Here is a 25795-nt window from a genome sequence, read left to right on the forward strand (position 1 = left end):
CGTGCCGGATCCGGAGCTGGCCGCGCGCTGGGCCGAGGTCTCCGAGCGGGTCGCCGACGCGACCCGCTCGGCCGGTCGCGAGGCGTCCTCGGTCACGACCATCGTGGTGACCAAGTTCCACCCCGTGTCGCTGCTCCGCGACCTCCTCGAGCTGGGCGTCGTCGACTTCGGCGAGAACCGGCACCAGGAGGCGCAGGAGAAGTCGGCCGAGCTGGCGGGGACCGCTGCGCGCTGGCACTTCATCGGGCAGCTCCAGAGCAAGAAGGCGCGCCAGGTGCGCCGCTACGCCGACGCGGTCCACTCCGTCGACCGGCTCGCGCTCGTCCCGCTACTCGAGGCGGGGGAGGAGCCGCTCGACGTGTTCCTGCAGGTCAACCTCACCGAGGATCCCGACCGCGGGGGAGCGTCGCCCGCCGACGTCGAGCCCCTCGCCGAGGCTCTCGCCGGGGCGCCCGGCCTCACGCTGCGCGGCGTGATGGCGGTCGCCCCGCTGGACGAGGAGCCCCGTCCGGCGTTCGCCCGGCTCCGGTCCATCTCCGACCGCGTGCGCGCCGTCGAGCCCTCCGCCACGGCGATCTCGGCGGGCATGTCGAACGACTTCGCCGAGGCGATCGCGGAGGGTGCGACACACCTGCGAATCGGATCGGCAATCACCGGAGAACGCCCCGCCCGCACCTAACCTCGTGGTGACCCACCTGTGGGAGCACACACGACACGGAGGACACCCCATGGCCAACCCGCTGAAGAAGACGATGGTCTACCTCGGACTCGCCGACGAAGAGGTCGAGTACGAGCGCGCAGAGCCCGTCGAGGCGGCCCCGGCGACGGCCCACCGCGCACCGGTCTCCCCGGTGCAGCCCGTCCCTCCCGTCGAGCCGGTGCAGCAGCCCCGCGCGACGGTCACCCCGCTCCGCAAGCCCACCCCCCAGACCCCGAAGGCGACGGCACCCGCCGAGATGAACGAGATCCTCACCGTCCACCCGAAGCAGTACCGCGACGCGCAGGTCATCGCGGAGAACTTCCGCGACGGCATCCCCGTGATCATCAACCTCTCGCAGATGAGCGATGCGGACGCCCGCCGCCTCATCGACTTCGCGAGCGGACTCTCGCAGGGCCTCTACGGCCGCATCGAGCGCGTGACGAGCAAGGTCTTCCTGCTCTCGCCGTCGCACATCACCGTCGCCGGCGACTCCGCCTCCGCCGAGAGCGACGCCGACGCGTCGTTCTTCGCGAAGTCCTGATCCCGGGGAGCCCTGGCCCCCGGTGACCTCCGTCGTCTCGCTCCTCGGGAGCGTCCTGTACTTCGTGCTGCTGCTCTACTTCTTCGCGATGTGGGCGCGGTTCGTGCTCGACCTCGTCCGCGTGATCCGACGCGACTGGCGCCCCCGCGGTGCCGGCCTCGTCGCCGCGGAGGGCGTCTACACCGTCACGGACCCGCCGATCGGCTTCTTCCGACGCCTGATCAAGCCGGTCTCCATCGGTCCGATCGCCCTCGATTTCGGCTGGAGCCTCACCATGCTCTGCGTCATCGTGGGCATGTACATCGCCACGTGGCTCCAGCGCGCCTGACCGTCCCTGTATCGTTGGCACGTCCGGACGTTCCCCGCGGTGTCAGCACTGCGCCGTGCGCCTGAAGTTGCTAGCTTTAGTCGCGCGTTGTTAAACGTGTACCTACTTGAAATCGAAGGTGGAAAGCCATGGCGCTCACTCCCGAAGACGTTGTCAACAAGCGGTTCCAGCCGACCAAGTTCCGTGAGGGATACGACCAGGACGAGGTCGACGACTTCCTCGACGAGGTCGTCGTGGAGCTCCGCCGCCTGAACCAGGAGAACGAGGAGCTTCGTCAGCGCCTCTCCTCCGGCGACAGCCGCCCCTCGGACGCCCGAATCTCCGACGCCCCGCGCGAGAGCACTCCTGCTCCCGCCCCGGTGGTCGACGAGGCACCCGAGCCGGAGTCGCAGCCCGAGCCCGAGCCCACCCCGGCTCCCGCACCGGTCGTCGCTCCCGTCAGCTCCTCGCAGTCGGCTCCGGTCGACGAGGCCGAGAGCTCCAGCGGACTCCTGCAGCTCGCCCGCCGCCTCCACGAGGAGCACGTGCGCGAGGGTGCCGAGAAGCGCGACGCTCTCGTCGCCGAGGGCCGTGCCACGGCCGCCCGCATCGTCGCCGAGGCCGAGGCCAAGCAGCGCCAGCAGGTCGCGAAGCTCGAGGAGGAGCGCGCGACGGTCGAGCACCGCATCGACGAGCTCCGCACCTTCGAGCGCGAGTACCGCCAGAAGCTGAAGAGCTACATCGAGGGCCAGCTCCGCGACCTCGACACCCAGCCGGCGTCGACGGAGTCCTCGCTGTCGGGCTTTGGGGCGTAGTCCCGCCGCAGCGGACGTCAGGCCGAGGGTGCTCGTCACCCTCGGCCTCGTCGCGCTCGCGGTCTTCGCGATCGATCAGACCGCGAAGTTCCTGGTCACGACGAACCTGACCCTGGGCGAGGACGTCCACGTCCTCGGCGACGTCCTGATCCTGCACTACGTGAAGAACCCGGGTGCCGCCTTCTCCCTCGCGAGCGGGTCGACCTGGATCTTCTCGATCATCGCGGCGTGCGTCGTCGTCGCCGTGATCTGGTTCTCGCGCCGGATCCGCTCCACCGCGTGGGGCGTCTTCTTCGGCCTGCTGCTCGGCGGCACCCTCGGCAACCTCTTCGACCGGCTGTTCCGAGAGCCCTCCTTCGGGCTCGGACACGTCGTCGACTTCCTCTTCACGCCGTGGCTGCTCCCGGCGATCTACAACGTCGCCGACATCGCGATCTGCACGGCGATGGCGCTGTTCGTCCTCCTGAGCGTGCGGGGCGTCGGCCTCGACGGCACCCGCGAGCGCGCGGGCCGCGACGAGCAGGTCGCGTCCGAGGACGGCGCTCCCGCCGCCCCCGGAGCGGGCGCCCCCGCAGCGGCCTCCTCCGTCGAGGAGGCGGCCCGCGACGCCGACCGCCCCGGCGGACGCTGATGGCGCAGTCCCGAGAGCTGCCGGTCCCGGACGGGCTCGACGGCCTCCGCGTGGACGCGGCCGTCGCGAAGCTGCTCGGCTTCTCACGCACCTTCGCGGCCGAGGTCGCCGAGGCGGGCGGAGTGAGCGCCGACGGACGGGTCCTCGACAAGAGCGACCGCGTGCGCGCCGGAACCTGGCTGAGCGTCGAGTGGAACCCGCGCGAGGAGCCGCGGATCGTGCCGATGGCGGTCCCCGGCCTCGGCATCGTGCACGACGACGACGACATCGTGGTGATCGACAAGCCCGTCGGAGTGGCCGCGCACCCCGCCGTGGGCTGGGAGGGACCGACGGTGCTCGGCGCCCTCGCCGCCGCGGGCTTCACCGTGTCGACCTCCGGTGCGGCCGAGCGCGCGGGCATCGTGCACCGGCTCGACGCCGGCACGAGCGGCCTCATGGTCGTCGCGAAGTCCGAGCGCGCCTACACGCACCTCAAGCGCGCGTTCCACGACCGCACGGTCGAGAAGGTCTACCACGCGGTCGTGCAGGGCCACCCCGACCCGCTCGCCGGGACGATCGACGCCCCGCTCGGCCGCCACCCGTCCTCGGACTGGAAGTTCGCGGTCCGCGCCGACGGCAAGCCCTCGGTGACCCACTACGAGACGATCGAGGCCTTCCCGTTCGCCTCCCTCCTCGAGATCCACCTCGAGACCGGCCGCACCCACCAGATCCGCGTGCACATGGCCGCCCAGCGCCACCCGTGTGTCGGCGACGCCATGTACGGCGCCGATCCGACCCTCTCGAAGCGGCTCGGCCTCACCCGCCAGTGGCTCGACGCGGTCCGGCTCGGCTTCACCCACCCGGGCTCGGGGGAGTGGGTGCAGTTCGAGGCGTCCTACCCCGACGACCTGGTGCACGCCCTCGAGGTGCTGCGCGGAGAGTGATCCGCGCTCTCCCGGCCGGACCCGCGTCCGGCGCGGTTAGACTTCTTCCCGCCGTGTCCACGGGCCCTCCCGGGTCGCCGGCCATCCCTCCCCTGCCCGCAGTCCGCCGGAGGCGCATCCTTGCCGAGTAACGATTCCTTCGTCCACCTCCACGTGCACAGCGAGTACTCGATGCTCGACGGTGCAGCGCGGGTGAAGCCGCTGATCGACGCGGCGGTCGAGGAGGGTATGCCGGCCATCGCCGTGACCGACCACGGGAACGTGTTCGGCGCCTTCGACTTCTGGCGCACCGCGACGGCGGCGGGGATCAAGCCGATCATCGGCACCGAGGCCTACCTCACCCCGGGGACGCACCGCTCCGACAAGACCCGCATCCGCTGGGGCGACGGCGGAGGGGACGACGTGTCCGGCTCCGGCGCGTACACCCACATGACGCTGCTCAGCTCGACCACGACGGGCATGCACAACCTCTTCCGCCTCTCCTCGCGCGCGTCGATCGAGGGCTACTACTTCAAGCCGCGCATGGACCGCGAGATCCTCTCGCAGTACTCCGAGGGCCTGATCGGCACCACGGGCTGCCCGAGCGGCGAGGTCCAGACGCGCCTGCGCCTCGGCCAGTACAAGGAGGCCCGCCAGGCGGCCGCCGACTACCGCGACATCTTCGGCAAGGAGAACTTCTTCGCCGAGATCATGGATCACGGCCTCGACATCGAGCGGCGGGTGATCGGCGACGTCATCCGGCTCGCGAAGGACCTCGACCTCCCGCTGGTCGCCACCAACGACCTGCACTACACGCACGCGCACGACGCGACCTCGCACGCGGCGCTGCTCTGCGTGCAGTCCGGGACCACCCTCGACGACCCCAAGCGCTTCAAGTTCGACGCGGACGAGTTCTACCTCAAGTCGCCGCGCGAGATGCGCCAGGTCTTCCGCGACCACCCCGAGGCCTGCGACAACACGCTCCTCATCGCGGAGCGCTGCGACGTCCAGTTCGACACCTCGGCGAACTACATGCCCCGCTTCCCGGTGCCGGAGGGCGAGACGGAGGACACCTGGTTCGTGAAGGAGGTCGAGGCCGGACTGCGCGAGCGCTACCCGGACGGCATCTCCCAGGAGGTGCGCGACCGGGCGGACTACGAGACCCGCGTCATCCTGCAGATGGGCTTCCCCGGCTACTTCCTCGTCGTCGCCGACTTCATCAACTGGTCCAAGCGCAACGGGATCCGCGTCGGTCCCGGCCGCGGCTCCGGTGCCGGCTCGATGGCGGCCTACGCCATGAAGATCACCGACCTCGATCCGCTGCGCCACGGCCTGATCTTCGAGCGCTTCCTCAACCCCGACCGCGTCTCCATGCCCGACTTCGACGTCGACTTCGACGACCGTCGCCGCGGCGAGGTCATCCGCTACGTCACCGAGAAGTACGGCGACGAGCGCGTCGCGCAGATCGTCACCTACGGCACCATCAAGGCGAAGCAGGCTCTCAAGGACGCCTCGCGCGTCCTCGGCTTCCCGTTCGGGATGGGCGAGAAGCTGACGAAGGCCATGCCGCCCGCGATCATGGGCAAGGACATCCCGCTCAGCGGCATCAACGACCCCGCCCACGCGCGCTACAAGGAAGCGCTCGACGTGCGCAACGTCATCGCCGAGGACCCGCAGGCCAAGCTGGTCTTCGACACCGCGCTCGGACTCGAGAACCTCAAGCGCCAGTGGGGCGTGCACGCGGCCGGCGTCATCATGTCCAGCGATCCGCTGCTGGACATCATTCCGATCATGAAGCGGGAGCAGGACGGCCAGATCGTCACGCAGTTCGACTACCCCGCGTGCGAGTCGCTCGGGCTGATCAAGATGGACTTCCTGGGGCTGCGGAACCTCACGATCATCGACGACGCCCTCGACAACATCCGCGCCAACCGCGAACAGGACCTCGTGCTCGAGGACCTCGAGCTCGACGACCAGGCCGCCTACGACCTCCTCGCCCGCGGCGACACGCTCGGCGTGTTCCAGCTCGACGGCGGCCCGATGCGCGGCCTTCTCCGACTGATGAAGCCCGACAACTTCGAGGACATCTCCGCAGTCCTTGCGCTCTACCGGCCGGGCCCGATGGGCGCCGACTCCCACACCAACTACGCGCTGCGGAAGAACGGCGTGCAGGAGATCACCCCGATCCACCCGGAGCTCGAGGAGCCGCTCTCGGAGGTGCTCGGAGGGACCTACGGCCTGATCGTGTACCAGGAGCAGGTCATGTCGATCGCGCAGAAGCTCGCGGGCTTCACGCTCGCGCAGGCCGACCTGCTGCGGCGCGCGATGGGCAAGAAGAAGAAGTCCGAGCTGGACAAGCAGTTCGAGGGCTTCTCGGGCGGCATGATCGCCAACGGCTACTCGATGGAGGCCGTCAAGACCCTCTGGGACATCCTGCTGCCCTTCTCCGACTACGCCTTCAACAAGGCGCACTCGGCGGCGTACGGCGTCGTCTCCTACTGGACGGCGTACCTCAAGGCGCACTACCCCGCGGAGTACATGGCCGCGCTGCTCACCAGCGTCGGCGACTCCAAGGACAAGATGGCCGCCTACCTCAACGAGTGCCGGCGGATGGGGATCAAGGTGCTCCCGCCGGACGTCAACGAGTCGATCGGCTTCTTCACCGCCGTCGGCACCGACATCCGCTTCGGCCTCGGCGCCGTCCGCAACGTCGGCATGAACGTCGTCGAGGGCATCCGGGCCGCCCGCGAGGAGAAGGGCCGCTTCGAGACGTTCCACGACTTCCTCCGCAAGGTGCCGCTGCAGGTGACCAACAAGCGCACCATCGAGTCGCTGATCAAGGCCGGCGCCTTCGACTCGCTCGGCTCGACGCGCCGCGCCCTGGTCGAGGTGCACGAGGACGCCGTCGAGGCGGCGGTGGGGGAGAAGCGCAACGAGGCGAACGGCCAGGTCGGCTTCGACTTCGACAGCCTCTGGGACGAGCCGCAGGCCGCGATCCAGGTGCCCGAGCGGCCCGAATGGGCCAAGCGCGACAAGCTCGCCTTCGAGCGCGACATGCTCGGGCTCTACGTGTCCGACCATCCGCTCGCCGGACTCGAGACCGAGCTCGCCAAGCACTACAGCACCACGATCGCCGACCTGCTGATCTCGGAGACGATCGCCGACGGCGAGACCGTGGTCGTCGCGGGCCTGGTGACGAGCGTCCAGCACCGCATGGCCAAGGCCTCCGGCAACCAGTACGGGATGATCCAGGTCGAGGACTTCGGCGGCGAGATCACCTGCATGTTCATGGGGAAGGCGTACCAGGAGTTCGCCCCGGCGCTCACGAACGACTCCATCGTCGTCGTCAGAGGCCGCGTCAGCATGCGCGACGACGGGATGAACCTGCACGCGTTCAGCCTGTTCGCACCCGAGATGAGCCAGGACGGCGACTCGGGACCGCTCACCGTCTCGATGCCCGAGTCGCGCGCGACCACCGACACGGTCTCGCAGCTCAGCGACGTGCTCATCCGCCACTCCGGCCAGACCGAGGTGCGGCTGAAGCTCATCAAGGGCGACACGGCCCGCGTGTTCGAGGTGCCGTTCCCCGTGCGCATCACCCCGGACCTCTTCGGCGAGCTGAAGAGCCTGCTGGGGCCGAACTGTCTGTATTGAATCCGAGCCGGTCCCTGCCCGGCTCGGCGCGGTCGGCTGGGGAGGGTGGCCGGGTTCGTGAGAGCGTCATGCGTCCGGCTACGACGATCCGCTGGCACGCGGATCGCCGGTTCGCCGGGCCTGTGGCGAGCCGGTCCCCGACCGGCTCGGCGCGGTCGGCTGGGGAGCGTGGCCGGGATTATGAGAGCGTCGTGCGTCCGGCTACGGCGATCCGCTGGCACGCGGATCGCCGGTTCGCCTCGGAGGGTGCGGCGAGAGGGTGGCGGATCGGAGTGCGAGCCTGCGGCCGCCGGTGTCCTCCGGGTGGTCGAGTAGCCGCGGAGCGGCGGATCGAGACCGGGCGAGGGTCGGGCGGGACGGGGTCCGGGCGGGGGAGCGCGCGGCGAGGGAGCGGGGGAGGGCGGCGCGTAGACTGGGGCGGCCATGATCCAGACTCTCGACCTCCGCGGCCGTCGTCCCTCCTCCGCCGAGCTCCTCGCCCTCGTGCCCCGCAATCCGGGCACGTCCGCCTCCGTCGGGCCCGTCGTCGCCGAGCTGATCGCCGACGTCCGAGAACGCGGCGCGGAAGCGCTCCTCGACCAGGCGGAGCGGCTGGACGGCGTGCGCCCCCCGCACCTCCGCGTGCCCGCCGAGCAGATCGCCGAGGCGCTCGACCGCCTCGACCCGGCCATTCGCAGCGCACTCGAGGAGGCGATCGCGCGCGTCCGCCGCGCCAGCGCCGCACAGATCCCCCCGCCCCGCACCACCGAGCTCGACGACGGCGCCACGGTCACCCAGCGCTGGCAGCCCGTCGCCCGCGCCGGGCTGTACGTCCCCGGCGGCAAGGCGGTCTACCCGTCGAGCGTCGTCATGAACGCCGTGCCCGCGCAGGCCGCCGGAGTCGCCTCCATCGCCCTGGTCTCGCCGCCGCAGAAGGCGTTCGGCGGCTCCGTCCACCCCACGATCCTCGCGGCGGCCGCTCTGCTCGGCATCGACGAGGTCTACGCGGTCGGGGGCGCCGGAGCCGTCGCCGCACTGGCCTACGGCGTCGACTCGATCGGGCTGGATCCCGTCAGCATCATCACCGGGCCGGGCAACGTCTGGGTCACCACCGCGAAGCGCCAGGTGCTCGGCCAGGTCGGCATCGACTCCGAGGCGGGCCCGACCGAGATCCTCGTGATCGCCGACGACTCCGCCGAGCCGCGCCTTGTCGCCGCCGACCTGGTCAGCCAGGCCGAGCACGACGAGGCCGCCTCCGCGGTCCTGGTCACCGACAGCGCCGAGCTCGCCGCCGCCGTCGAGCGCGAGGTCGCCGCCCAGGCCGCTGCCACCCACCACGCGGAGCGCGTGGCCATCGCACTCGACGGCCCGCAGTCCGCGCTCGTGATCGTCGACGACCTCGAGCTCGCCTGCGCGTTCAGCGACGCCTACGGCCCCGAGCACCTCGAGCTGCACACGGCCGACCCCGTCGCGACGGCCGAGCGGATCCACGACGCCGGCGCGATCTTCCTCGGTCCGACCACCCCGGTGAGCCTGGGCGACTACCTCGCCGGCTCCAACCACGTGCTCCCGACGCTGGGGCAGGCGCGCTTCTCCTCCGGGCTCGGCGCCTACACCTTCCTCCGGCCGCAGCAGCTGATCTCGTACGACCGCGGTGCGCTCGAGCGCGTCGCCCCGCACATCCGCGCTCTCAGCGACGCCGAGGCGCTGCCCGCCCACGGCGACGCCGTCGACGCCCGCTTCGCCTGAGACCGAGAGGCCCTCGATGTTCTGCCCCTTCTGCCGGCACCCCGACTCCCGAGTGATCGACTCGCGCACGAGCGACGACGGCCTCTCGATCCGCCGCCGCCGGCAGTGCCCGTCGTGCGGCCGGCGCTTCTCGACGACCGAGACCGCGAGCCTCGTCGTGATCAAGCGCAGCGGAGTCGTGGAGCCGTTCAGCCGCGAGAAGATCGTCAGCGGCGTCCGGAAGGCCTGCCAGGGCCGGCCCGTCACCGACACCGATCTCGCCGTCCTCGCGCAGCGGGTGGAGGAGAGCATCCGCTCCACGGGCGCGTCGCAGATCGACGCGAACGACATCGGCCTCGCCATCCTGCCGCCGCTGCGCGAGCTCGACGAGGTCGCCTACCTCCGCTTCGCGAGCGTCTACCAGGCGTTCGACTCGCTGGACGACTTCGAGTCTGCGATCACCCTGCTCCGCGCCGAGCGCACCTCCGTGCCCCACAGCGCCGACGAGATCTGAGGCCCGGGTGTACCCGCTCCTGTTCCGCACCGTCCTGCGCCGCCTCGACCCGGAGCGGGCGCACCACCTGAGCTTCCCGGTGATCCGGGCCCTCGGAGCCCTCGCTCCGGTCCTGCGCCGGACCACCGTCCCGCGCGGAACGCCCGCGGTCGAGACGCTCGGCCTCCGCTTCGAGACCCCGTTCGGCGTCGCGGCCGGCTTCGACAAGGACGCCACCGCGGTCCTGGGCTTCGGCGCGCTCGGCTTCGGACACGTCGAGGTCGGGACCCTGACCGCTCGGGCGCAGCCGGGCAACGACCGGCCGCGCCTCTTCCGGCTGATCGCCGACCGCGCCGTCGTCAACAGGATGGGCTTCAACAATCACGGCGCCGAGGCCGCGGCGCAACGGCTGATCCGGCTGCGCAGCGCGCGCCGCCGCCCCGTGATCGGCGTGAACATCGGCAAGAGCCGGGTGGTCGAGGTGGACGACGCGATCGAGGACTACCTGATCAGCACGCGCCTGCTCGCGCCGCTCGCCGACTACCTCGTCGTGAACGTCAGCTCGCCGAACACCCCCGGGCTCCGCGGCCTGCAGGAGATCGACCGCCTCGAGCCGCTCCTCGCGGCCGTCAAGGACGCCGCCGACACGACGCCCCTGCTGGTCAAGATCGCCCCGGACCTCTCCGACGACGAGGTCGGCCGGGTCGCCGAGCTCGCCGTCCGCCTGGGTCTGGACGGGATCATCGCGACCAACACCACACTCTCCCGGGAGGGCCTCTCGACCGACCGCGCCGTGGTCGAGGCGGCCGGCGCCGGCGGCCTCTCCGGTGCCCCGCTGGCCGCGCGCTCGCTCGAGGTGCTCCGCGTGATCCGCGGCGTCGTCCCCGCGGCCTTCTGCGTGATCTCCGTCGGAGGAGTCGAGACGGCCGAGGACGTGCGCGAGCGCCTCGACGCGGGCGCCACCCTCGTCCAGGGCTACACCGCCTTCATCTACCGCGGGCCCCTGTGGGCTCGGGACATCAACCGGGGACTGGCCCGCGCCTCCTGACCCGCCGTGCACCACGAAGGGCCCCCGGAGCCGCGCGAGGCGCGACCGCAGGGGCCCTTCGTGGTCCGCCGTCCGACTACTCGGGGAAGGCGCGGCGCTTGACCTGGGGCTTCGGCAGGCGCATGACGCGCAGCTGGAGGGCGCGCATCGCGGCGTACCAGCGGATGCCCTTCTCGACCTTGTCGGCGCCGTAGCGCTCGGCGAGCTTCCGGCGCATCCGCATGCCGAGGAGGATGCAGTCGATCACCGCGAGGAGGAAGAACACCCAGAGGATGACGAGCGTCGCGTACTGCAGCTCCGGCTGCGGGAAGAAGCTCAGCAGCAGGACGACGACCATCACCGGGATGAGGAACTCGCCGAGGCTGAAGCGTGCGTCGACCCAGTCGCGCACGAACTTGCGCTGAGGACCCTTGTCGCGCAGCGGCAGGTAGCGCTGGTCACCGGCGGCCAGGCCGATGCGGGCCTGCTCGCGTGACACGGCGGCCTTCTCGCGGGCGTCGCGGGCGGCCTGCTTGCGGTCGGTGACGACCAGCGGACGCTTGCGGGCCAGCTCCTGCTCGCGCCGGGTCGGCGTCGGCCGGCCCTTCCCGGAGCCGGGCGAGCCGGCGTCGTCGGGCGTGTCGGTTGCGATCGGGTGCTTGGCCACGGGGAACGTCCTTGGAATCGGGGGTCTCTTAAGATTACCTCCATGGCTCACGACGCTCCGACTCCGCCCGCACTCTCCTCCGACGAGGAGGCCGTCCTCGCCGCCGTCCGCGACGATCTGCCGCGCTCGCTCGCCCAGCTCGGGCAGCTCGTGCGGATCCCGTCCGTCTCGTGGGACGGCTTCGACGCCACCCGCGTGGCCGCCAGCGCCGAGGCCATCGCCGAGCTCGCGCGCGAGACGGGCGTCTTCGACGACGTCGCGATCCACAGCGCCACGATCGACGGCACCGACGTGCTCGGCCAGCCTGCCGTCCTGGCCACCCGCGCCGCCCGCAACGGAGCGCCGACCGTCCTCCTCTACGCCCACCACGACGTTCAGCCGCAGGGCGCCGAGTCGGCGTGGGAGACGCCTCCGTTCGAGCCGACCGTGCGCGGCGACCGCCTGTACGGGCGCGGTGCCGCCGACGACAAGGCGGGAGTCGTGTCCCACCTCGCCGCGGTGCGCGCACTCCGCGAGGTCGCGGGCGAGGACCACGACCTCGGGCTCGTCCTCTTCATCGAGGGGGAGGAGGAGTTCGGGTCGCGCTCGTTCCCCACCTTCCTCCGCGAGCACCACGACGCCCTCCGCGCGGATGCGATCATCGTCGCCGACAGCGACAACTGGGACGTCGACACCCCCGCGCTGACGGTGGGCCTGCGCGGCAACGTCACCTTCACCCTCACCGTCAGCACTCTCGCGCACGCCTCGCACTCGGGCATGCTCGGCGGAGCGGTCCCGGACGCGATGCTCGCGGCGGTCCGCCTGCTCGCGACGCTCTGGAACGAGGACGGCTCGGTCGCCGTCGCCGGCCTCACCGAGCACGACGGAGCGGTGCCCGAGACGACCGAGGAGGACCTCCGCCGCGACTCGGGGCTGCTCGACGGGGTCTCGCCGATCGGCACCGGCGCGATCCTCTCGCGCCTGTGGTCGAAGCCGGCCGTCACGGTCACCGGGATCGATGCGCCCAGCGTCGTCGACGCCTCCAACACCCTCGTCCCATCCGTGCGCGTGAAGATCAGCGCCCGCATCGCCCCCGGCCAGGACGCGGAGGAGGCGTTCGCCGCCATCGAGAGCCACCTGCGGGCGAACTCCCCGTTCGGCGCCCACCTCGCGATCGAGGACGTCGACACCGGCAGCCCGTTCCTGGTCGACGCGACCGGCTGGGCCGTGGACCTGGTGAAGGGCGCGATGGCCGACGCGTGGGGACGCGAGCCCCTCGAGACCGGGATCGGCGGGAGCATCCCGTTCATCGCCGACCTCGTGCGCGAGTTCCCCGAGGCGCAGATCCTCGTCACCGGTGTCGAGGACCCCGACTCGCGCGCGCACAGCCCCAACGAGTCGCTGCACCTGGGCGTCTTCAAGCGCGCCGCGCAGACCGAGGCGCTGTTCCTGCTCCGCGCCGCCGCTCACCGCGACTGACCACCGGTCGTGGAATACCCGGGTGACCACCCGGGTTGCAGCCGTAGAATCCCGGAAGGCACGACGACCGTTCCGCCCGTCCCCTGAGGAGTAACATGTCAGACACACTGACCGACCAGACGGCGACCCCCCTCGCCACCCCGCCCAGCGCGGCCCACGGCGTCTCGATGACCCCGACCGCCGCTGCCAAGGTCAAGAGCCTGCTCGAGCAGGAGGGCCGCGACGACCTGCGCCTGCGCGTCGCCGTGCAGCCCGGCGGCTGCTCCGGCCTCATCTACCAGCTCTACTTCGACGAGCGCACCCTCGACGGCGACGCCGCGGTGGAGTTCGAGGGCGTCGGCCTCGTCGTCGACAAGATGAGCGTCCCCTACCTCGACGGCGCCTCGATCGACTTCGAGGACACCATCCAGAAGCAGGGCTTCACCATCGACAACCCCAACGCGGGCGGCAGCTGCGCCTGCGGCGACAGCTTCCACTGACGCCGCGCGGCCCCGGGCCGTAGCTCCTCCGAACGGCGTCCGACAGTCCACTCCGGTGGCCCGTCGGGCGCCGTTCGTCATGACTGCACCACTCGACCGGGACGTCAAGAGCGGGTCGTCGTGCACCGGGCCGCCGGAGCGGAAGGGTAGGCTGGAGCCGGTCTAATACAGTTTCGTGTGAACTGGTCCCCAGTCTTCCGAAAGGTCACCGGTGCGCTTCAATCGCCGAATCCGCAGATGGGTCGCTGCCCCCGTCGCAGGAGCCCTCGCCCTCGTCCTCGCGGGCTGCACGCAAGAGCAGCTCCAGGGCTGGCTCCCCACCGAACCCGGCACGACGAACCACGTCGACCGCGTCATCGGACTCTGGGTCACCTCCTGGATCGTCCTGCTCGCCGTCGGCGTCGTCACGTGGGGTCTCACCATCTGGGCGGTGGTCGTCTACCGCCGTCGCAAGGGGCAGACCGGCCTGCCGGTCCAGCTGCGCTACAACATGCCGATCGAGATCTTCTACACGATCGTGCCGCTGATCCTCGTGATCGGCTTCTTCGCCTTCACCGCGCGCGACCAGGCCGCCATCGAGCAGCCCTACGACGACCCGGACGAGACCATCCAGGTGTACGGCAAGCAGTGGGCGTGGGACTTCAACTACGTCGACGAGGACGTCTACTCCGCCGGCATCCAGGGCCAGTACCAGGAGGGCGGAGACGCCGCCGGCTCGCTCGTCGAGTCCGAGATCCCCACGCTCTACCTGCCCGTCGGACAGAAGATCAAGATCCAGCTCGACGCGCGCGACGTGATCCACTCCTTCTGGGTCGTCGACTTCCTCTACAAGAAGGACATGATCCCCGGCAAGACGAACTACATGTACGTCACGCCTCTCAAGGAGGGGACCTACGCGGGCAAGTGCGCCGAGCTCTGCGGCGAGTACCACTCCGCGATGCTCTTCAACGTCAAGGTCGTCTCGCAGGGCGAGTACGACGACTACATCCAGTCGCTGCGCGACGCGGGCCAGACCGGTCAGCTCGGCGCCGAGTACAACCGCAATTCGAACCTTCCCGGAACCGGCGCGCCGGCCCGCGAGAACGAGGAGTAAGGGAGCATGAGCACCGCCACGGCACCCCGCCCGACGCGCACCGCCGGCACTCCGCCGGTCCAGCGCAAGGCGAACGTCCTCGTCCGCTGGATGACGTCGACCGACCACAAGGTCATCGGGTACATGTACCTGATCACGTCGTTCATCTACTTCTGCATCGCCGGCGTGATGGCACTCGTCATCCGCGCCCAGCTGTTCGAGCCCGGCCTGAACGTGGTCGAGACGCGCGAGCAGTACAACCAGCTGTTCACGATGCACGGCACGATCATGCTGCTGATGTTCGCGACGCCGCTCTTCGCCGGCTTCGCCAACGTCCTGATGCCGCTGCAGATCGGCGCCCCCGACGTCGCGTTCCCCCGCCTCAACGCCTTCGCGTACTGGCTCTACAGCTTCGGCTCGCTCATCGCGGTCGCCGGATTCGTCACCCCGCAGGGTGCGGCGTCCTTCGGCTGGTTCGCGTACGCGCCACTGTCGAGCACGACGTTCTCACCAGGGCTCGGCGGCAATCTCTGGGTCTTCGGCCTCGCGCTCTCGGGCTTCGGCACGATCCTCGGCGCGGTGAACTTCATCACGACGATCATCACGATGCGCGCTCCCGGCATGACGATGTTCCGCATGCCGATCTTCACCTGGAACATCCTGGTGACGTCGATCCTCGTGCTGCTCGCGTTCCCGGTGCTCGCCGCCGCGATGTTCGCCCTCGGCGCCGACCGGGTGTTCGACGCCCACATCTACGATGCGGCCAACGGCGGTGTCCTGCTCTGGCAGCACCTGTTCTGGTTCTTCGGCCACCCCGAGGTGTACATCATCGCGCTGCCGTTCTTCGGCATCGTGTCCGAGGTCTTCCCGGTCTTCAGCCGCAAGCCGATCTTCGGCTACAAGACGCTGATCTACGCGACCATCGCGATCGCCGCCCTCTCCGTGACTGTGTGGGCGCACCACATGTACGTCACCGGATCGGTCCTGCTGCCGTTCTTCTCGCTGATGACCATGCTCATCGCGGTTCCGACCGGCGTGAAGATCTTCAACTGGGTCGGCACCATGTGGCGCGGATCGGTGACCTTCGAGACCCCGATGATCTGGGCGATCGGCTTCCTGATCACCTTCACCTTCGGTGGACTCACCGGCGTGATCCTCGCGTCGCCCCCGCTCGACTTCCACGTCTCGGACTCGTACTTCGTGGTGGCGCACTTCCACTACGTCGTGTTCGGAACCGTCGTCTTCGCGATGTTCTCGGGCTTCTACTTCTGGTGGCCCAAGTGGACCGGCAAGATGCTGAACGAGACGCTGGGCAAGTGGCACTTCTGGCTGCTGTTCATCGGCTTCCACACCACCTTCCTCATCCAGCACTGGCTGGGCGTCGTCGGCATGCCGCGCCGCTACGCCAGCTACCTGCCCGAGGACGGCTTCACCTGGATGAACCAGGTGTCGACGGTCGGAGCGATGATCCTCGCGGTGTCGCTGATCCCGTTCTTCCTGAACGTGTACATCACGGCCCGCAAGGCGCCCAAGGTGACGGTGAACGACCCGTGGGGCTTCTCCCGGTCGCTCGAGTGGGCCACCTCGTGCCCGCCGCCCCGCCACAACTTCACCTCGATCCCGCGCATCCGCAGCGAGGCCCCGGCGTTCGACCTCAACCACCCCGAGGCGGGCATCCCCGTCGGAATCGGTCCGGCGAAGGACGCTCCGGACGCCCCCACGTACGACAAGTCCGAAGGCACGGTGAAGTAGGGCCATGCGCGCCAACGTCAATCTCTTCTGGCTCCTCGCGGGCTTCTTCCTCCTCGCCGACATCACGTACATCGTGTGGTCGCTGCTCGACACGGGCCAGGTGGAGTGGGTCGGCACCGTCGGCATCGGCCTCTCGGCCGTGCTGGGCGCGTTCATCGCGTTCTACGTCGGCCGCGTCCACAAGGCGCAGGGTGCCGAGCTCCCCGAGGACCGCCTCGATGCGGACATCGATGACGGAGACCCCGAGCTGGGCTTCTTCAGCCCGTGGAGCTGGTGGCCGCTGATCCTGGGCGGTTCCGCGGCCCTCGGATTCCTCGGCCTGGCCGTGGGGTTCTGGATCACCTACATCGCCGTAGGACTCTTCCTGGTCGCCATCGCCGGCTGGGTGTACGAGTACTACCGCGGGTACTTCGCCCGCTAGGGCGCATCGCACGGCCGAGGGCCGGGTGCACGAGGGCTTCGGCTCCGTGCACCCGGCCTTTTCGCTTATCCAGGAGGAAGCGATGCGCGGTCGGGGCCCGGTCGGCTCGGCCGTTCGGCTGCGTGCAGGGGCGTCATTCGCCGATCGGTGGCGGATCGAGCCTCCCGGTGAGAGCCGGGACCTCCCGGTGAGGGCCGGGGCCGCTCAGTGAGGGATGACGAGGTGAGCTGGAACTCTCGCGGTGTCCTGCTGGCGGGACACCGAGGCGTCCTGCGCGGAGGAACTCGTCTGGGCACATCCCGGCGGCCCGCGACGTGGATGCTCGCAGGGGAGTGCAGCGGGCGGCGCCGAGCAGGAGCGTCGGCCCGCGTCATCACCCCTACGGGTCTGCGCTGCAACGGCTCCTGCTCCGGTCGCGGGTAAGCGGGCTACGCCTGTGGCGGCTCTTCTGTGCGCTTGTGGGTGTGCCGACGGTGGTGTGGCCCGCTACGGTCGCGGATACTGCTGCGCCTGCGGCTGTACTGGGCCTGCCGCGCCTGTTCTGGCGCCTGCGCCGCCCTACGGACTCCTGCACACCGTCCCGACCCCAGCGGAGCCCGCACCCCGGCGGAACCGCGGGCGCCCCTGCGGCGCTTAGAGTTCCTCGGTACGTCTAGCGGGTCGTGCCGGTCGGTGCGAGGACAAGGAGCCTGAGACGCCGCTGCAGCGACGGACGTCGAGGCCCGGAGGTCGCCTCCTCTGTCTCACCGGCGAGCGTCGCCGTCGCCGATCACAGAGGGTTCGACCGTGAGCGGGGGAGGGCAGTCCTTCTAGGCCTGCTGAGGATGGGTGCCCTGGAACCGATGCCGAGCGTCTCGACGTGGACGGGGACGGGGACCTCACCGGACGACGACACTGCGACCATGCAGACAGGCTGGATCACTCGGTGATCCGAGGGAGGCGGACGTCTCCAGCTCGGCGGTCAGATGGCATCTCGGGATCCGAGGAGCGGGGGCCTCGAGTTCCGGAGTATCGCCCCACGTTCCTGCCGGCTTGTCGCCGTCGAGGCGCTGTGATCCGGTCTCACCGGCTCTCGGTGCACCGACGACCTCCACCGCGCCGGAGGACAGGCGCCGCCCCGCTGCGGGAACGACGAAGGGCCCGGACGAATGAACGTCCGGGCCCTTCGGGGGAGGATCAGTGCTCGCTGTGCGAGCTCTCGAGCTCCTTCTGGGTGACGGGGGTGATCCGGTCCTCGAAGAACCAGCGGGAGAGGCCGGCGCGGACGCGCTGCGGGGCGGTGATGCGGCCACGCGAGTCCGGACGGATCATCAGGGGCTCGTACTCGTCCTGACCGACGAGCTTCCAGCGCTCGTACTCGTCGAGCTGCTGGTGCACCTCGATGAACTCGCCTCCGGGGAGGCGGACGATGCGTCCCGACTCGAAGCCGTGCAGCGCGATCTCGCGGTCCTTCTTCTGCAGCGCCAGGCAGATGCGCTTGGTGATGAAGTACGCGATGAACGGACCCGCGATGAGCAGGAACTGCAGGCTGTGGATCACGCCCTCCATCGTGAGGTGGAAGTGCGTCGCGATGAGGTCGGACGAGGCGGCGGCCCAGAGGACGGCGTAGAAGCTGACTCCGGCGGCGCCGATCGCGGTGCGGGTCGCGGCGTTGCGCGGGCGGTCGAGCAGGTGGTGCTCGCGCTTGTCACCGGTGATCCACGCCTCGAGGAACGGGTAGAGCATGACCACGGCGATGAACAGTCCGAGACCGACGAGCGGGATCAGGATGTTGAACGACAGGGTTCCGATGCCCGGGATGGCCCACTCGAGTCCCGGCGGGACGAGGCGCAGGGCGCCGTCGGCGAAGCCGATGTACCAGTCGGGCTGGGTTCCCGCGGAGACGGGCGAGGGGTCGTACGGGCCGTAGTTCCAGATCGGGTTGATCGTGAACAGCGAGGCGATGAGGACGACGACGCCGAAGACGATGAAGAAGAATCCACCGGCCTTCGCGGCGTAGACCGGCAGCACCGGGTAGCCGACGACGTTCTGCTCGGTCTTGCCCGCACCGGGGAACTGGGTGTGCTTGTGGACGACCACGAACACGAGGTGCAGGGCGATGAACGCGAGCACCAGCGCCGGCAGCAGCAGGATGTGCAGCGTGTAGAGGCGGCCGACGATGTCGGTGCCCGGGAACTCGCCGCCGAAGAGCAGGAACGAGATCCAGGTGCCGACGATCGGGATGCCCTTGACCATGCCGTCGATGATGCGGAGGCCGTTGCCCGAGAGCAGGTCGTCGGGGAGCGAGTAGCCGGTGAAGCCCTCGGCCATCGCGAGGATGAAGAGGACGAAGCCGATGACCCAGTTGAGCTCGCGGGGCTTGCGGAACGCACCGGTGAAGAAGATGCGCAGCATGTGCAGGCCGATCGAGGCCACGAACAGCAGTGCCGCCCAGTGGTGGATCTGCCGCATCAGCAGGCCGCCGCGGATGTCGAAGGAGATGTCGAGCGAGGACGACATCGCCGCCGACATCTCGATGCCCTTGAGGGGCAGGTAGCTGCCCTCGTAGTGCGTCTCGACCATCGAGGCCTGGAAGAAGAAGGTGAGGAAGGTGCCCGACAGCAGGATGATGACGAAGCTGTAGAGCGCGACTTCGCCGAGGAGGAAGGACCAGTGGTCGGGGAAGATCTTGCGACCGAACTCCTTGACGACCGCGGAGATGCTCGTGCGCTCGTCGATGTAGTTCGACGCCGCTCCGACGTACCCCTTCTGGAACTTGCCGGATCCGAGGATGACGCCGTCCTCGGGCTCCGCGGGGGAGCTGGAGGGGCGTGAGGGGGTGGTGGTGGACATGTGAGTCATCGCTCCCAGAAGGACGGTCCGACGGGCTCCGTGAAGTCGCTTCTGGCGACCAGGTAACCCTCGGCGTCGACGGTGATGGGGAGCTGCGGAAGCGGACGCTTCGCCGGGCCGAAGATGACGGCGGCCTCGCGCGTGATGTCGAATTGCGACTGGTGGCACGGGCACAGCAGGTGGTGGGTCTGCTGCTCGTACAGCGCCACAGGGCAGCCGACGTGCGTGCAGATCTTGGAGTAGGCGACGATTCCGTCGTAGTTCCAGGTCTCGCGACCCTCACTGACGATGAGGTCCTCCGGCTTCAGGCGCATCAGGAGGACGGCGGCCTTGGCCTTCTCCTCCAGCTTGCCCTCGGCGTCGTTGAGGCCCTCGGGGATGACGTGGAAGGCGGATCCGAGGGTGACGTCCGATGCGAGGATCGGCGCTCCCGACGGGTCCAGGGTGAGCCTCGTGCCCTCTTCCCACAGGGTGGTCTTGAGGAGGGCGACGGGGTTCTGGTCCTGCGGGCCGAGGCCCCGGAACAGGATCACGGCGGGCAGGGGGAACACGACGAGGGAGGCGATCAGGCTGTTCCGGACGAGGGAGCGGCGGCCGAAGCCGGACTCCTTGTCGGACTGGTCGAAGATCTCGAGCGCACGGGCGCGGGTGGGCTCCGCGCTGCGGACGGGGTGGCGGATATCGATGCCCTCGTGGTCCGACATCAGCTGCTTGCCCCAGTGGACGGCGGCGATGCCGATGCCCAGGAGCGCGAGGGACATGCCCAGGCCGATGAACAGCGTGTTCAGCCGGACCGACGCGACGTCCTCGGTGATCGGGAACGCCATGTAGGCGGCGACCGCGAAGATCGAGCCCGCGAAGGAGAGGTAGAAGAGCGTGTACACCGTGCGCTCGGCACGCTTCTCGACCTTGGGGTCGAGGTCGGTCATCCGGGGGCGGTGCGGCGGGAGGCCCGGGTCCTGGACGCGGTCCCGCGTCACGACCGCGGTGCCGGCCGGAGCCGTTCCGTGCCCGGTGGCCGACGAGGTGGCGAGGTCCGTGCCACCCTCATCGTGCTCTGCCATGGTTCTCCTTTTCACGCCGTGTCGGCACCAGTCGGTGCCGTGGGTCAGTCGCGCCCGTCAGGGCGCTGCAGTCGTCTAGTTGGATCGGGCGGTGATCCACACCGTCAGGGCCACGATCGCGCCGAGGCCGAAGATCCAGAGGAACAGGCCCTCCGCGACCGGGCCGAGGGAGCCAAGCGCAAATCCGCCCGGGGACGGGTTGGCCTCGATGTACTTGAGGTACGAGATGATGTCGCGCTTGTCCTCGGGCGAGATGTTCAGGTCGTTGAAGACCGGCATGTTCTGCGGGCCGGTGACCATCGCCTCGTAGATGTGCGCCTCGGTCACGCCGCCCAGCGGGGGAGCGAACTTGCCCTCGGTGAGCGCGCCGCCGGCCCCGGCGACGTTGTGGCACATGGCGCAGTTGATGCGGAACAGCTCGGCGCCGTTCGCCGCGTCGCCCTGTCCGTCGAGGACCTCGCCCTCGGGGATCGCGGGGCCGGGGGCCAGCGACGCGACGTAGGCGGCGAGCTCGCCGACCTGCTCGTCGGTGAACTGCACCGGCTTCTCGAGCGCCTGGGGGCCGTGCATCTGCATCGGCATGCGGCCGGTGCCGACCTGGAAGTCGACCGACGCCGCGCCCACTCCGATGAGGGAGGGCGCGTTGTCGGTGCCCGCGGCGTCGAGGCCGTGGCAGGTGGCGCAGTTCGCGGCGAAGAGCTTCGAGCCCTCGTCGATCGTCTGCTGGCTGGTGGACGACGTCTCCGCGGAGGCGGACGTCGCGACGCCGACCGCGGCGTAGGTCCCGCCGGTGAGCCCGAGGCCGATGGCGATCAGGGCCAGGGTGGCGAGCGGGTGGCGGCGACCCTTCTTGGCTCGGCTCTTCGTCTTCGGGGAGGCCATCGAGGCGTCCTTCCTGCGGGGGTCGGGAGTGGAGTGGGGCATCGGCGGGCGCGTCACTTGAGGAAGTAGATGACGGCGAACAGGCCGACCCAGACGACGTCGACGAAGTGCCAGTAGTACGAGACGACGATGGCGCTCGTCGCCTCCTTGTGGCCGAAGTTCTTGACCGCGAAGCCGCGGCCGATGACGAGGAGGAACGCGATGAGGCCTCCGGTGACGTGCAGGGCGTGGAAGCCGGTCGTCAGGTAGAAGGCGGAGCCGTAGGCGTTGCTGGAGAGCGTGACGCCCTCGGAGACGAGGGTCGCGTACTCGAGCACCTGGCCGGAGACGAAGACCGCGCCCAGGGCGTAGGTGAGGAAGAACCACTCGACCATGCCCCACTTGAACGGGCTGAGGCCCGTCGCGCGCGGCTGCAGCCGCTCGGCGGCGAACACGCCGAACTGGCAGCTGAACGACGAGGCCACGAGGATCACCGTGTTCACGCCCGCGTAGGGGACGTTGAGGATCTGGGTCTCGGCGCCCCAGAGCTCGGGAGAGGTGCTGCGCAGTGTGAAGTAGATCGCGAAGAGGCCCGCGAAGAACATGACCTCGCTGCCCAGCCAGACGATCGTTCCGACCGCGACCGGGTTGGGTCGGTTCACTACGGGCGCGGTGGCCGTGGGGGAGAGAGAGGTGCTCGTCACACAGACCATTATGGCCGATGGCAGGGGAGGGAAGTCGCACTAGCCGGGAGGCGATCCTCGTCGCATAATCTGGGAGCCATGTCGGAAACCCTGTCCTGGCCGCACGTTCTCAGCGCACTCCTCGAGTCCTCCGATCTGAGCGTCTCCGAGGCGACGTGGGCCATGGAGCAGGTGATGGAGGGCGCGGCGACTCCGGCGCAGCTCGCCGGACTGCTGGTGGCCCTCCGTGCGAAGGGCGAGACCGTCGACGAGATCGTCGGCTTCCGCGACGCGATCCTCGACCACGCGGTGCCGCTGGACGTGGACCCGATGGCCCTGGACATCGTCGGTACCGGCGGGGACCGCTTCGGGACCGTCAACATCTCCTCCACCGCGTCGATCATCGCGGCCGCGGCCGGCACGCCCGTCGTGAAGCACGGGAACAAGGCCGCGTCCTCCTCCTCCGGCTCCTCCGACGTGCTCGCGGCACTCGGGGTCGACCTCTCCCTCTCCCCCGAGCGGGTGGCCGAGGTGTTCCGGCGGACGGGGATCGCCTTCGTCTTCGCGTCCCTCTTCCACCCCGGCTTCCGGCACGCCGGTCCGGTGCGCGCCGAGCTGGGCGTGCCGACGGTGTTCAACTTCCTCGGCCCGCTCTGCAATCCGGCGCGTCCCGAGGCGTCGGCGGTCGGAGTGGCGCACCTCGACCGGGTGCCGCTGGTCGTCGGCGTGTTCCGGACGCGCGGGGCGACGGCTCTGGTGTTCCGCGGGGACGACGGCCTCGACGAGCTCACGACCACGGGTCACAGCCACATCTGGGAGGTGTCGCGCGGCTCCGTGGTCGAGCACGACCTCGATCCGCGCGACCTGGGCCTGCCCCGCGCGCGGATCGACGAGCTGCGCGGCCGCGACGCCGCCTACAACGCGAGCGTGGTGCGCTCGGTGCTCGGGGGAGACGGCGGCCCCGTCCGCGACATCGTCCTTCTGAACGCGGCCGCGGGCCTCGCGGCGTTCGACCTGGCGCGCGACCCGGACCTGGTGCGCATGCCCGTCCTGGAGCGCCTGCGGACGTCGATGGACCGCGCGGCGGAGGCCGTCGACTCCGGGGCCGCCACGGCCAAGCTCGAGGAGTGGGTCCGCGAGACGCAGCGCGCCGTCGTCCCGCTGCCGTAGGCGCGAGCGCAGGGCGTAACGTGGGGCTGCTGTCCGCGACGGTGCGGGCGGCGATCCACCACGCGCCGGATCGCCCGCAGGTCACGGGACGCCCGAGTGGTGGCCCGATCCTGGAGGAGACCTCGATGAAGAAGCTCATCAACGACCCGAAGAACGTCGTCACGGAGTCGGTGGCCGGCTTCGGCCTGGCGCACGCCGACCTGGTCCGGGTGGTGTCGGATCCCCTGTTCGTAGTGCGGGCCGACGCGCCCCGCTCGGGCAAGGTGGGCATCGTCAGCGGAGGCGGCAGCGGGCACGAGCCGCTGCACGCGGGCTTCGTCGGATTCGGGATGCTGGACGCCGCCGTCCCCGGTCCCGTCTTCACCTCGCCCACGCCCGACCCGATCGTCGCGGCCACGCAGGCCGTCGACGGCGGTGCGGGTGTGCTGCACATCGTGAAGAACTACACGGGCGACGTCCTGAACTTCGAGACCGCGGCCGACCTCGCCGGCGCCGAGGGGATCGAGGTGCGCAGCGTGATCGTCGACGACGACGTCGCGGTGAAGGACTCGCTCTACACCGCGGGCCGCCGCGGCGTGGCCGGCACCGTGCTGGTCGAGCGGATCGCGGGCGCCGCGGCCGAGCGGGGCGACTCCCTCGACGAGGTCGCGACGATCGCCGAGACGGTGATCGCGAACGTGCGCTCGATGGGCGTCGCCCTCACGCCGTGCATCGTCCCGCACGCGGGCGAGCCGAGCTTCGAGCTGGGCGAGGACGAGATCGAGATCGGCATCGGCATCCACGGCGAGCCCGGCCGGGAGAAGATCGCGCTGGAGCCGGCCGACCGCATCGTCGACCGGATCCTCGGCCCGATCCTGGAGGACCTGCCGTTCTCCTCCGGGGACGAGGTGCTGCTCCTGGTGAACGGCATGGGCGGCACGCCGCAGATCGAGCTGTACCTCGCCTACCGCCGCGCAGCCGAGGCGCTGGCCGAGAAGGGGATCACCGTCGCACGCAGCCTCGTCGGCAACTACACGACGTCGCTCGAGATGCAGGGCTTCTCGCTCACCGTCCTCAAGCTCGACGACGCCCTGACCGAGCTGTGGGACTCCCCGGTGCAGACCGCGGCGCTGCGGTGGGGACGCTGAGCGCCCGCGCGCACACCATGACCGGAACGACAGTCGCAGGAGCGGCGCACGAGGAGGAGACGACCATGCAGGACGCACAGGGAGCCGGGCTCGACGCGGCATGGGCGACGGCGTGGATCCGCCGCGCCGCCGAGTCGATCGCGGAGCACCGGGTCGAGCTGATCACGCTCGACCGGGCGATCGGCGACGGGGACCACGGCGAGAACATGGACCGCGGCTTCCAGGCCGTGGTCGCGAAGCTGGATGCGGCGCCGGAGCAGGGGGTCCCGGCGGACGTGCTCAAGCTGGTCGCGACGACGCTCATCTCCACCGTCGGCGGCGCCTCGGGCCCGCTGTTCGGCACGGCGTTCCTGAAGGCCTCCGCCGCGGTCGCGGGCGAGGTCGCGCTCGAGGGCGCGGACGTCGCAGCGCTCCTGGCCGCGGCGAGGGACGGCATCGTGCTCCGCGGCAAGGCCGAGGTGGGCGACAAGACGATGGTGGACGCGTGGACGCCGGCGGTCGACGCGGCCGCGGCCGCCGCCGAGGAGGGAGCGGCTCCGGCCGACGTCCTCGCCGCGGCGGCGGAGGCGGCGCAGAGGGGAGCGGAGTCGACGGACCCGCTGGTCGCCCGCAAGGGACGCGCCAGCTACCTCGGCGAGCGCGCCATCGGGCACCGTGATCCCGGCAGCGTGTCGACCGTTCTCCTGCTCCGCGCAGCAGCCGAGGCGGCGGCGTGAGCGTCGGGCTGGTCCTGGTCTCGCACAGCGCGCAGCTGGCGGAGGGGCTGGTCGAGCTCGCGGAGCAGATGGCGGCCTCGGTCGCGCTGGTCGCCGCGGGCGGGACGGACGACGGCGGCATCGGCACCAGCTTCGACCGCATCACGGCGGCCCTGGCGGAAGCGGACTCCGGCGAGGGGGTCGTCGTCCTCTGCGACCTCGGCTCGGCGATCATGACGGCGGAGACCGCGGTCGAGTTCCTCGACGACGACGCGCGCGCCCAGGTCCGGATCGCCGACGCCCCGCTGGTGGAGGGGGCGGTCGCGGCCGCCGTCGCCGCGGGCACGGGGGCGTCGCTGGACGAGGTGCTCGCCGCCGCGGAGTCGGCCCGGGGCGAGGCGCTCGCTGCTCCCGCCGAGGAGGCCGCGCCCGGTGACGAGCGCGTGCAGCGCCGCGTCCGCCTCATCAACCCGAACGGCCTGCACGCCCGTCCCGCGGCCGACTTCGTCACGCTCGCCGCCACCTTCGACGCCCGGATCGACGCGAACGGCAAGGACGCCACGAGCCTGCTCGGCGTGATGTCGCTGGGGCTCGACCGCGGGGACGAGGTCGTCCTCTCGGCGTCGGGGCCGCAGGCCCAGGAGGCGGTCGGCCGGCTCGGCGATCTGGTCGAGTCGGGCTTCGGCGAGGTGTAGCGCGCCGTCGACCGGTCCAGGGACCGCGGAGGCGCCTCCTCC

At 70.4% G+C, this 25795-nt stretch carries 24 protein-coding genes; 19 read left to right on the top strand and 5 right to left on the bottom strand.

What is annotated here, in order from left to right:
• Nucleotide 1: 1 nt before the first annotated feature.
• The 10 genes from C5B98_RS06805 to C5B98_RS06850 all read left to right on the top strand — a co-directional run bounded on the left by C5B98_RS06805 (nt 2) and on the right by C5B98_RS06850 (nt 10798).
• The gene (locus C5B98_RS06805; protein ID WP_104222598.1) at nt 2–679 is read left to right on the top strand and encodes a YggS family pyridoxal phosphate-dependent enzyme; all 678 of its coding nucleotides are present in this window, start codon (nt 2–4) and stop codon (nt 677–679) included.
• Between the two features lie 49 nt (nt 680–728).
• Nucleotides 729–1241, top strand: coding sequence for a cell division protein SepF (locus tag C5B98_RS06810; protein WP_104222599.1), 513 nt, complete (start codon nt 729–731; stop codon nt 1239–1241).
• A gap of 22 nt (nt 1242–1263) precedes the next feature.
• A complete protein-coding gene (locus tag C5B98_RS06815) occupies nt 1264–1569 on the top strand; it encodes a YggT family protein (protein ID WP_258059242.1) in 306 nt (101 codons plus the stop codon).
• Nucleotides 1570–1697: 128 nt separating this feature from the next.
• A complete protein-coding gene (locus C5B98_RS06820; RefSeq protein ID WP_104327512.1) occupies nt 1698–2363 on the top strand; it encodes a DivIVA domain-containing protein in 666 nt (221 codons plus the stop codon).
• Nucleotides 2364–2391: 28 nt separating this feature from the next.
• The gene (gene lspA / locus C5B98_RS06825; protein ID WP_104239385.1) at nt 2392–2994 is read left to right on the top strand and encodes a signal peptidase II; all 603 of its coding nucleotides are present in this window, start codon (nt 2392–2394) and stop codon (nt 2992–2994) included.
• Nucleotides 2994–3917, top strand: a complete 924-nt coding sequence (locus tag C5B98_RS06830; protein WP_104273468.1) for an RluA family pseudouridine synthase — start codon at nt 2994–2996, stop codon at nt 3915–3917. Before lspA ends, C5B98_RS06830 begins: the two co-directional genes overlap by 1 nt.
• 171 nt (nt 3918–4088) lie before the next feature.
• Nucleotides 4089–7550, top strand: a complete 3462-nt coding sequence (gene dnaE, locus C5B98_RS06835; RefSeq protein WP_374953050.1) for a DNA polymerase III subunit alpha — start codon at nt 4089–4091, stop codon at nt 7548–7550.
• A gap of 423 nt (nt 7551–7973) precedes the next feature.
• Nucleotides 7974–9278, top strand: coding sequence for a histidinol dehydrogenase (hisD, locus tag C5B98_RS06840; protein ID WP_104327514.1), 1305 nt, complete (start codon nt 7974–7976; stop codon nt 9276–9278).
• Between the two features lie 16 nt (nt 9279–9294).
• Complete coding sequence (nrdR, locus tag C5B98_RS06845) at nt 9295–9771, top strand: transcriptional regulator NrdR (RefSeq protein ID WP_104224657.1); 477 nt, start codon at nt 9295–9297, stop codon at nt 9769–9771.
• Nucleotides 9772–9778: 7 nt separating this feature from the next.
• On the top strand, nt 9779–10798 hold the full coding sequence (locus C5B98_RS06850; protein WP_104224656.1) for a quinone-dependent dihydroorotate dehydrogenase: 1020 nt from the start codon (nt 9779–9781) through the stop codon (nt 10796–10798).
• Between the two features lie 76 nt (nt 10799–10874).
• On the opposite strand, the gene C5B98_RS06855 is transcribed toward C5B98_RS06850, so the two are convergent.
• On the bottom strand, nt 10875–11444 hold the full coding sequence (locus tag C5B98_RS06855) for a DUF3043 domain-containing protein (protein WP_181027102.1): 570 nt from the start codon (nt 11442–11444) through the stop codon (nt 10875–10877).
• 42 nt (nt 11445–11486) lie between these two features.
• Between C5B98_RS06855 and C5B98_RS06860 the strand changes: the two genes are divergently transcribed.
• The 5 genes from C5B98_RS06860 to C5B98_RS06880 all read left to right on the top strand — a co-directional run bounded on the left by C5B98_RS06860 (nt 11487) and on the right by C5B98_RS06880 (nt 16626).
• Nucleotides 11487–12902 carry a dipeptidase gene (locus C5B98_RS06860; protein ID WP_104225360.1) on the top strand — a complete coding sequence of 472 codons (1416 nt, stop codon included), beginning with the start codon at nt 11487–11489 and terminating at the stop codon, nt 12900–12902.
• Between the two features lie 95 nt (nt 12903–12997).
• Nucleotides 12998–13381, top strand: coding sequence for an iron-sulfur cluster insertion protein ErpA (erpA, locus tag C5B98_RS06865; protein ID WP_104224654.1), 384 nt, complete (start codon nt 12998–13000; stop codon nt 13379–13381).
• Nucleotides 13382–13592: 211 nt separating this feature from the next.
• Nucleotides 13593–14474: a cytochrome c oxidase subunit II gene (coxB, locus tag C5B98_RS06870; protein ID WP_104224653.1), complete on the top strand. Its 882-nt coding sequence runs from the start codon at nt 13593–13595 to the stop codon at nt 14472–14474.
• Nucleotides 14475–14480: 6 nt separating this feature from the next.
• A complete protein-coding gene (ctaD, locus tag C5B98_RS06875) occupies nt 14481–16205 on the top strand; it encodes a cytochrome c oxidase subunit I (protein WP_104224652.1) in 1725 nt (574 codons plus the stop codon).
• Nucleotides 16206–16209: 4 nt separating this feature from the next.
• The gene (locus C5B98_RS06880; RefSeq protein WP_104224651.1) at nt 16210–16626 is read left to right on the top strand and encodes a cytochrome c oxidase subunit 4; all 417 of its coding nucleotides are present in this window, start codon (nt 16210–16212) and stop codon (nt 16624–16626) included.
• Between the two features lie 1176 nt (nt 16627–17802).
• Here C5B98_RS06880 and C5B98_RS06890 read toward each other — a convergent pair.
• From C5B98_RS06890 to C5B98_RS06905, 4 genes are all read right to left on the bottom strand, one after another.
• Nucleotides 17803–19458, bottom strand: a complete 1656-nt coding sequence (locus tag C5B98_RS06890; protein ID WP_104224650.1) for a ubiquinol-cytochrome c reductase cytochrome b subunit — start codon at nt 19456–19458, stop codon at nt 17803–17805.
• Between the two features lie 5 nt (nt 19459–19463).
• Complete coding sequence (locus C5B98_RS06895) at nt 19464–20522, bottom strand: ubiquinol-cytochrome c reductase iron-sulfur subunit (protein ID WP_104225358.1); 1059 nt, start codon at nt 20520–20522, stop codon at nt 19464–19466.
• A gap of 75 nt (nt 20523–20597) precedes the next feature.
• Nucleotides 20598–21404: a c-type cytochrome gene (locus C5B98_RS06900; RefSeq protein ID WP_104224648.1), complete on the bottom strand. Its 807-nt coding sequence runs from the start codon at nt 21402–21404 to the stop codon at nt 20598–20600.
• 53 nt (nt 21405–21457) lie between these two features.
• The gene (locus C5B98_RS06905; RefSeq protein WP_104224647.1) at nt 21458–22096 is read right to left on the bottom strand and encodes a heme-copper oxidase subunit III; all 639 of its coding nucleotides are present in this window, start codon (nt 22094–22096) and stop codon (nt 21458–21460) included.
• Nucleotides 22097–22165: 69 nt separating this feature from the next.
• Between C5B98_RS06905 and trpD the strand changes: the two genes are divergently transcribed.
• From trpD to dhaM, 4 genes are all read left to right on the top strand, one after another.
• The gene (gene trpD, locus C5B98_RS06910) at nt 22166–23236 is read left to right on the top strand and encodes an anthranilate phosphoribosyltransferase (RefSeq protein WP_104327516.1); all 1071 of its coding nucleotides are present in this window, start codon (nt 22166–22168) and stop codon (nt 23234–23236) included.
• A 125-nt stretch (nt 23237–23361) separates the two neighbouring features.
• Nucleotides 23362–24363, top strand: coding sequence for a dihydroxyacetone kinase subunit DhaK (dhaK, locus tag C5B98_RS06915; RefSeq protein ID WP_104224645.1), 1002 nt, complete (start codon nt 23362–23364; stop codon nt 24361–24363).
• Between the two features lie 65 nt (nt 24364–24428).
• Entirely contained in the window at nt 24429–25079 is a 651-nt protein-coding gene (dhaL, locus tag C5B98_RS06920) for a dihydroxyacetone kinase subunit DhaL (RefSeq protein WP_104256173.1), read from the top strand.
• A complete protein-coding gene (gene dhaM / locus C5B98_RS06925) occupies nt 25076–25753 on the top strand; it encodes a dihydroxyacetone kinase phosphoryl donor subunit DhaM (protein WP_104327517.1) in 678 nt (225 codons plus the stop codon). The genes dhaL and dhaM overlap by 4 nt, the downstream gene beginning before the upstream one ends.
• The last annotated feature ends 42 nt before the right edge of the window (nt 25754–25795 follow it).

Origin of the sequence: Rathayibacter sp. AY1A5 (genome assembly GCF_002930875.1) — a bacterium.
GTDB lineage: Bacteria > Actinomycetota > Actinomycetes > Actinomycetales > Microbacteriaceae > Rathayibacter.

Bases quoted from the DNA above. Each gene is read 5' to 3' on its own strand.
- C5B98_RS06810 (WP_104222599.1), top strand. From the start codon at position 729: ATGGCCAACCCGCTGAAGAAGACGATGGTCTACCTCGGACTCGCCGAC.
- C5B98_RS06820 (WP_104327512.1), top strand. From the start codon at position 1,698: ATGGCGCTCACTCCCGAAGACGTTGTCAACAAGCGGTTCCAGCCGACC.
- C5B98_RS06830 (WP_104273468.1), top strand. From the start codon at position 2,994: ATGGCGCAGTCCCGAGAGCTGCCGGTCCCGGACGGGCTCGACGGCCTC.
- dnaE (WP_374953050.1), top strand. From the start codon at position 4,089: ATGCTCGACGGTGCAGCGCGGGTGAAGCCGCTGATCGACGCGGCGGTC.
- hisD (WP_104327514.1), top strand. From the start codon at position 7,974: ATGATCCAGACTCTCGACCTCCGCGGCCGTCGTCCCTCCTCCGCCGAG.
- nrdR (WP_104224657.1), top strand. From the start codon at position 9,295: ATGTTCTGCCCCTTCTGCCGGCACCCCGACTCCCGAGTGATCGACTCG.
- C5B98_RS06860 (WP_104225360.1), top strand. From the start codon at position 11,487: ATGGCTCACGACGCTCCGACTCCGCCCGCACTCTCCTCCGACGAGGAG.
- erpA (WP_104224654.1), top strand. From the start codon at position 12,998: ATGTCAGACACACTGACCGACCAGACGGCGACCCCCCTCGCCACCCCG.
- ctaD (WP_104224652.1), top strand. From the start codon at position 14,481: ATGAGCACCGCCACGGCACCCCGCCCGACGCGCACCGCCGGCACTCCG.
- C5B98_RS06880 (WP_104224651.1), top strand. From the start codon at position 16,210: ATGCGCGCCAACGTCAATCTCTTCTGGCTCCTCGCGGGCTTCTTCCTC.
- C5B98_RS06890 (WP_104224650.1), bottom strand. From the start codon at position 19,458: ATGTCCACCACCACCCCCTCACGCCCCTCCAGCTCCCCCGCGGAGCCC.
- C5B98_RS06895 (WP_104225358.1), bottom strand. From the start codon at position 20,522: ATGGCAGAGCACGATGAGGGTGGCACGGACCTCGCCACCTCGTCGGCC.
- C5B98_RS06900 (WP_104224648.1), bottom strand. From the start codon at position 21,404: ATGGCCTCCCCGAAGACGAAGAGCCGAGCCAAGAAGGGTCGCCGCCAC.
- C5B98_RS06905 (WP_104224647.1), bottom strand. From the start codon at position 22,096: ATGGTCTGTGTGACGAGCACCTCTCTCTCCCCCACGGCCACCGCGCCC.
- trpD (WP_104327516.1), top strand. From the start codon at position 22,166: ATGTCGGAAACCCTGTCCTGGCCGCACGTTCTCAGCGCACTCCTCGAG.
- dhaK (WP_104224645.1), top strand. From the start codon at position 23,362: ATGAAGAAGCTCATCAACGACCCGAAGAACGTCGTCACGGAGTCGGTG.
- dhaL (WP_104256173.1), top strand. From the start codon at position 24,429: ATGCAGGACGCACAGGGAGCCGGGCTCGACGCGGCATGGGCGACGGCG.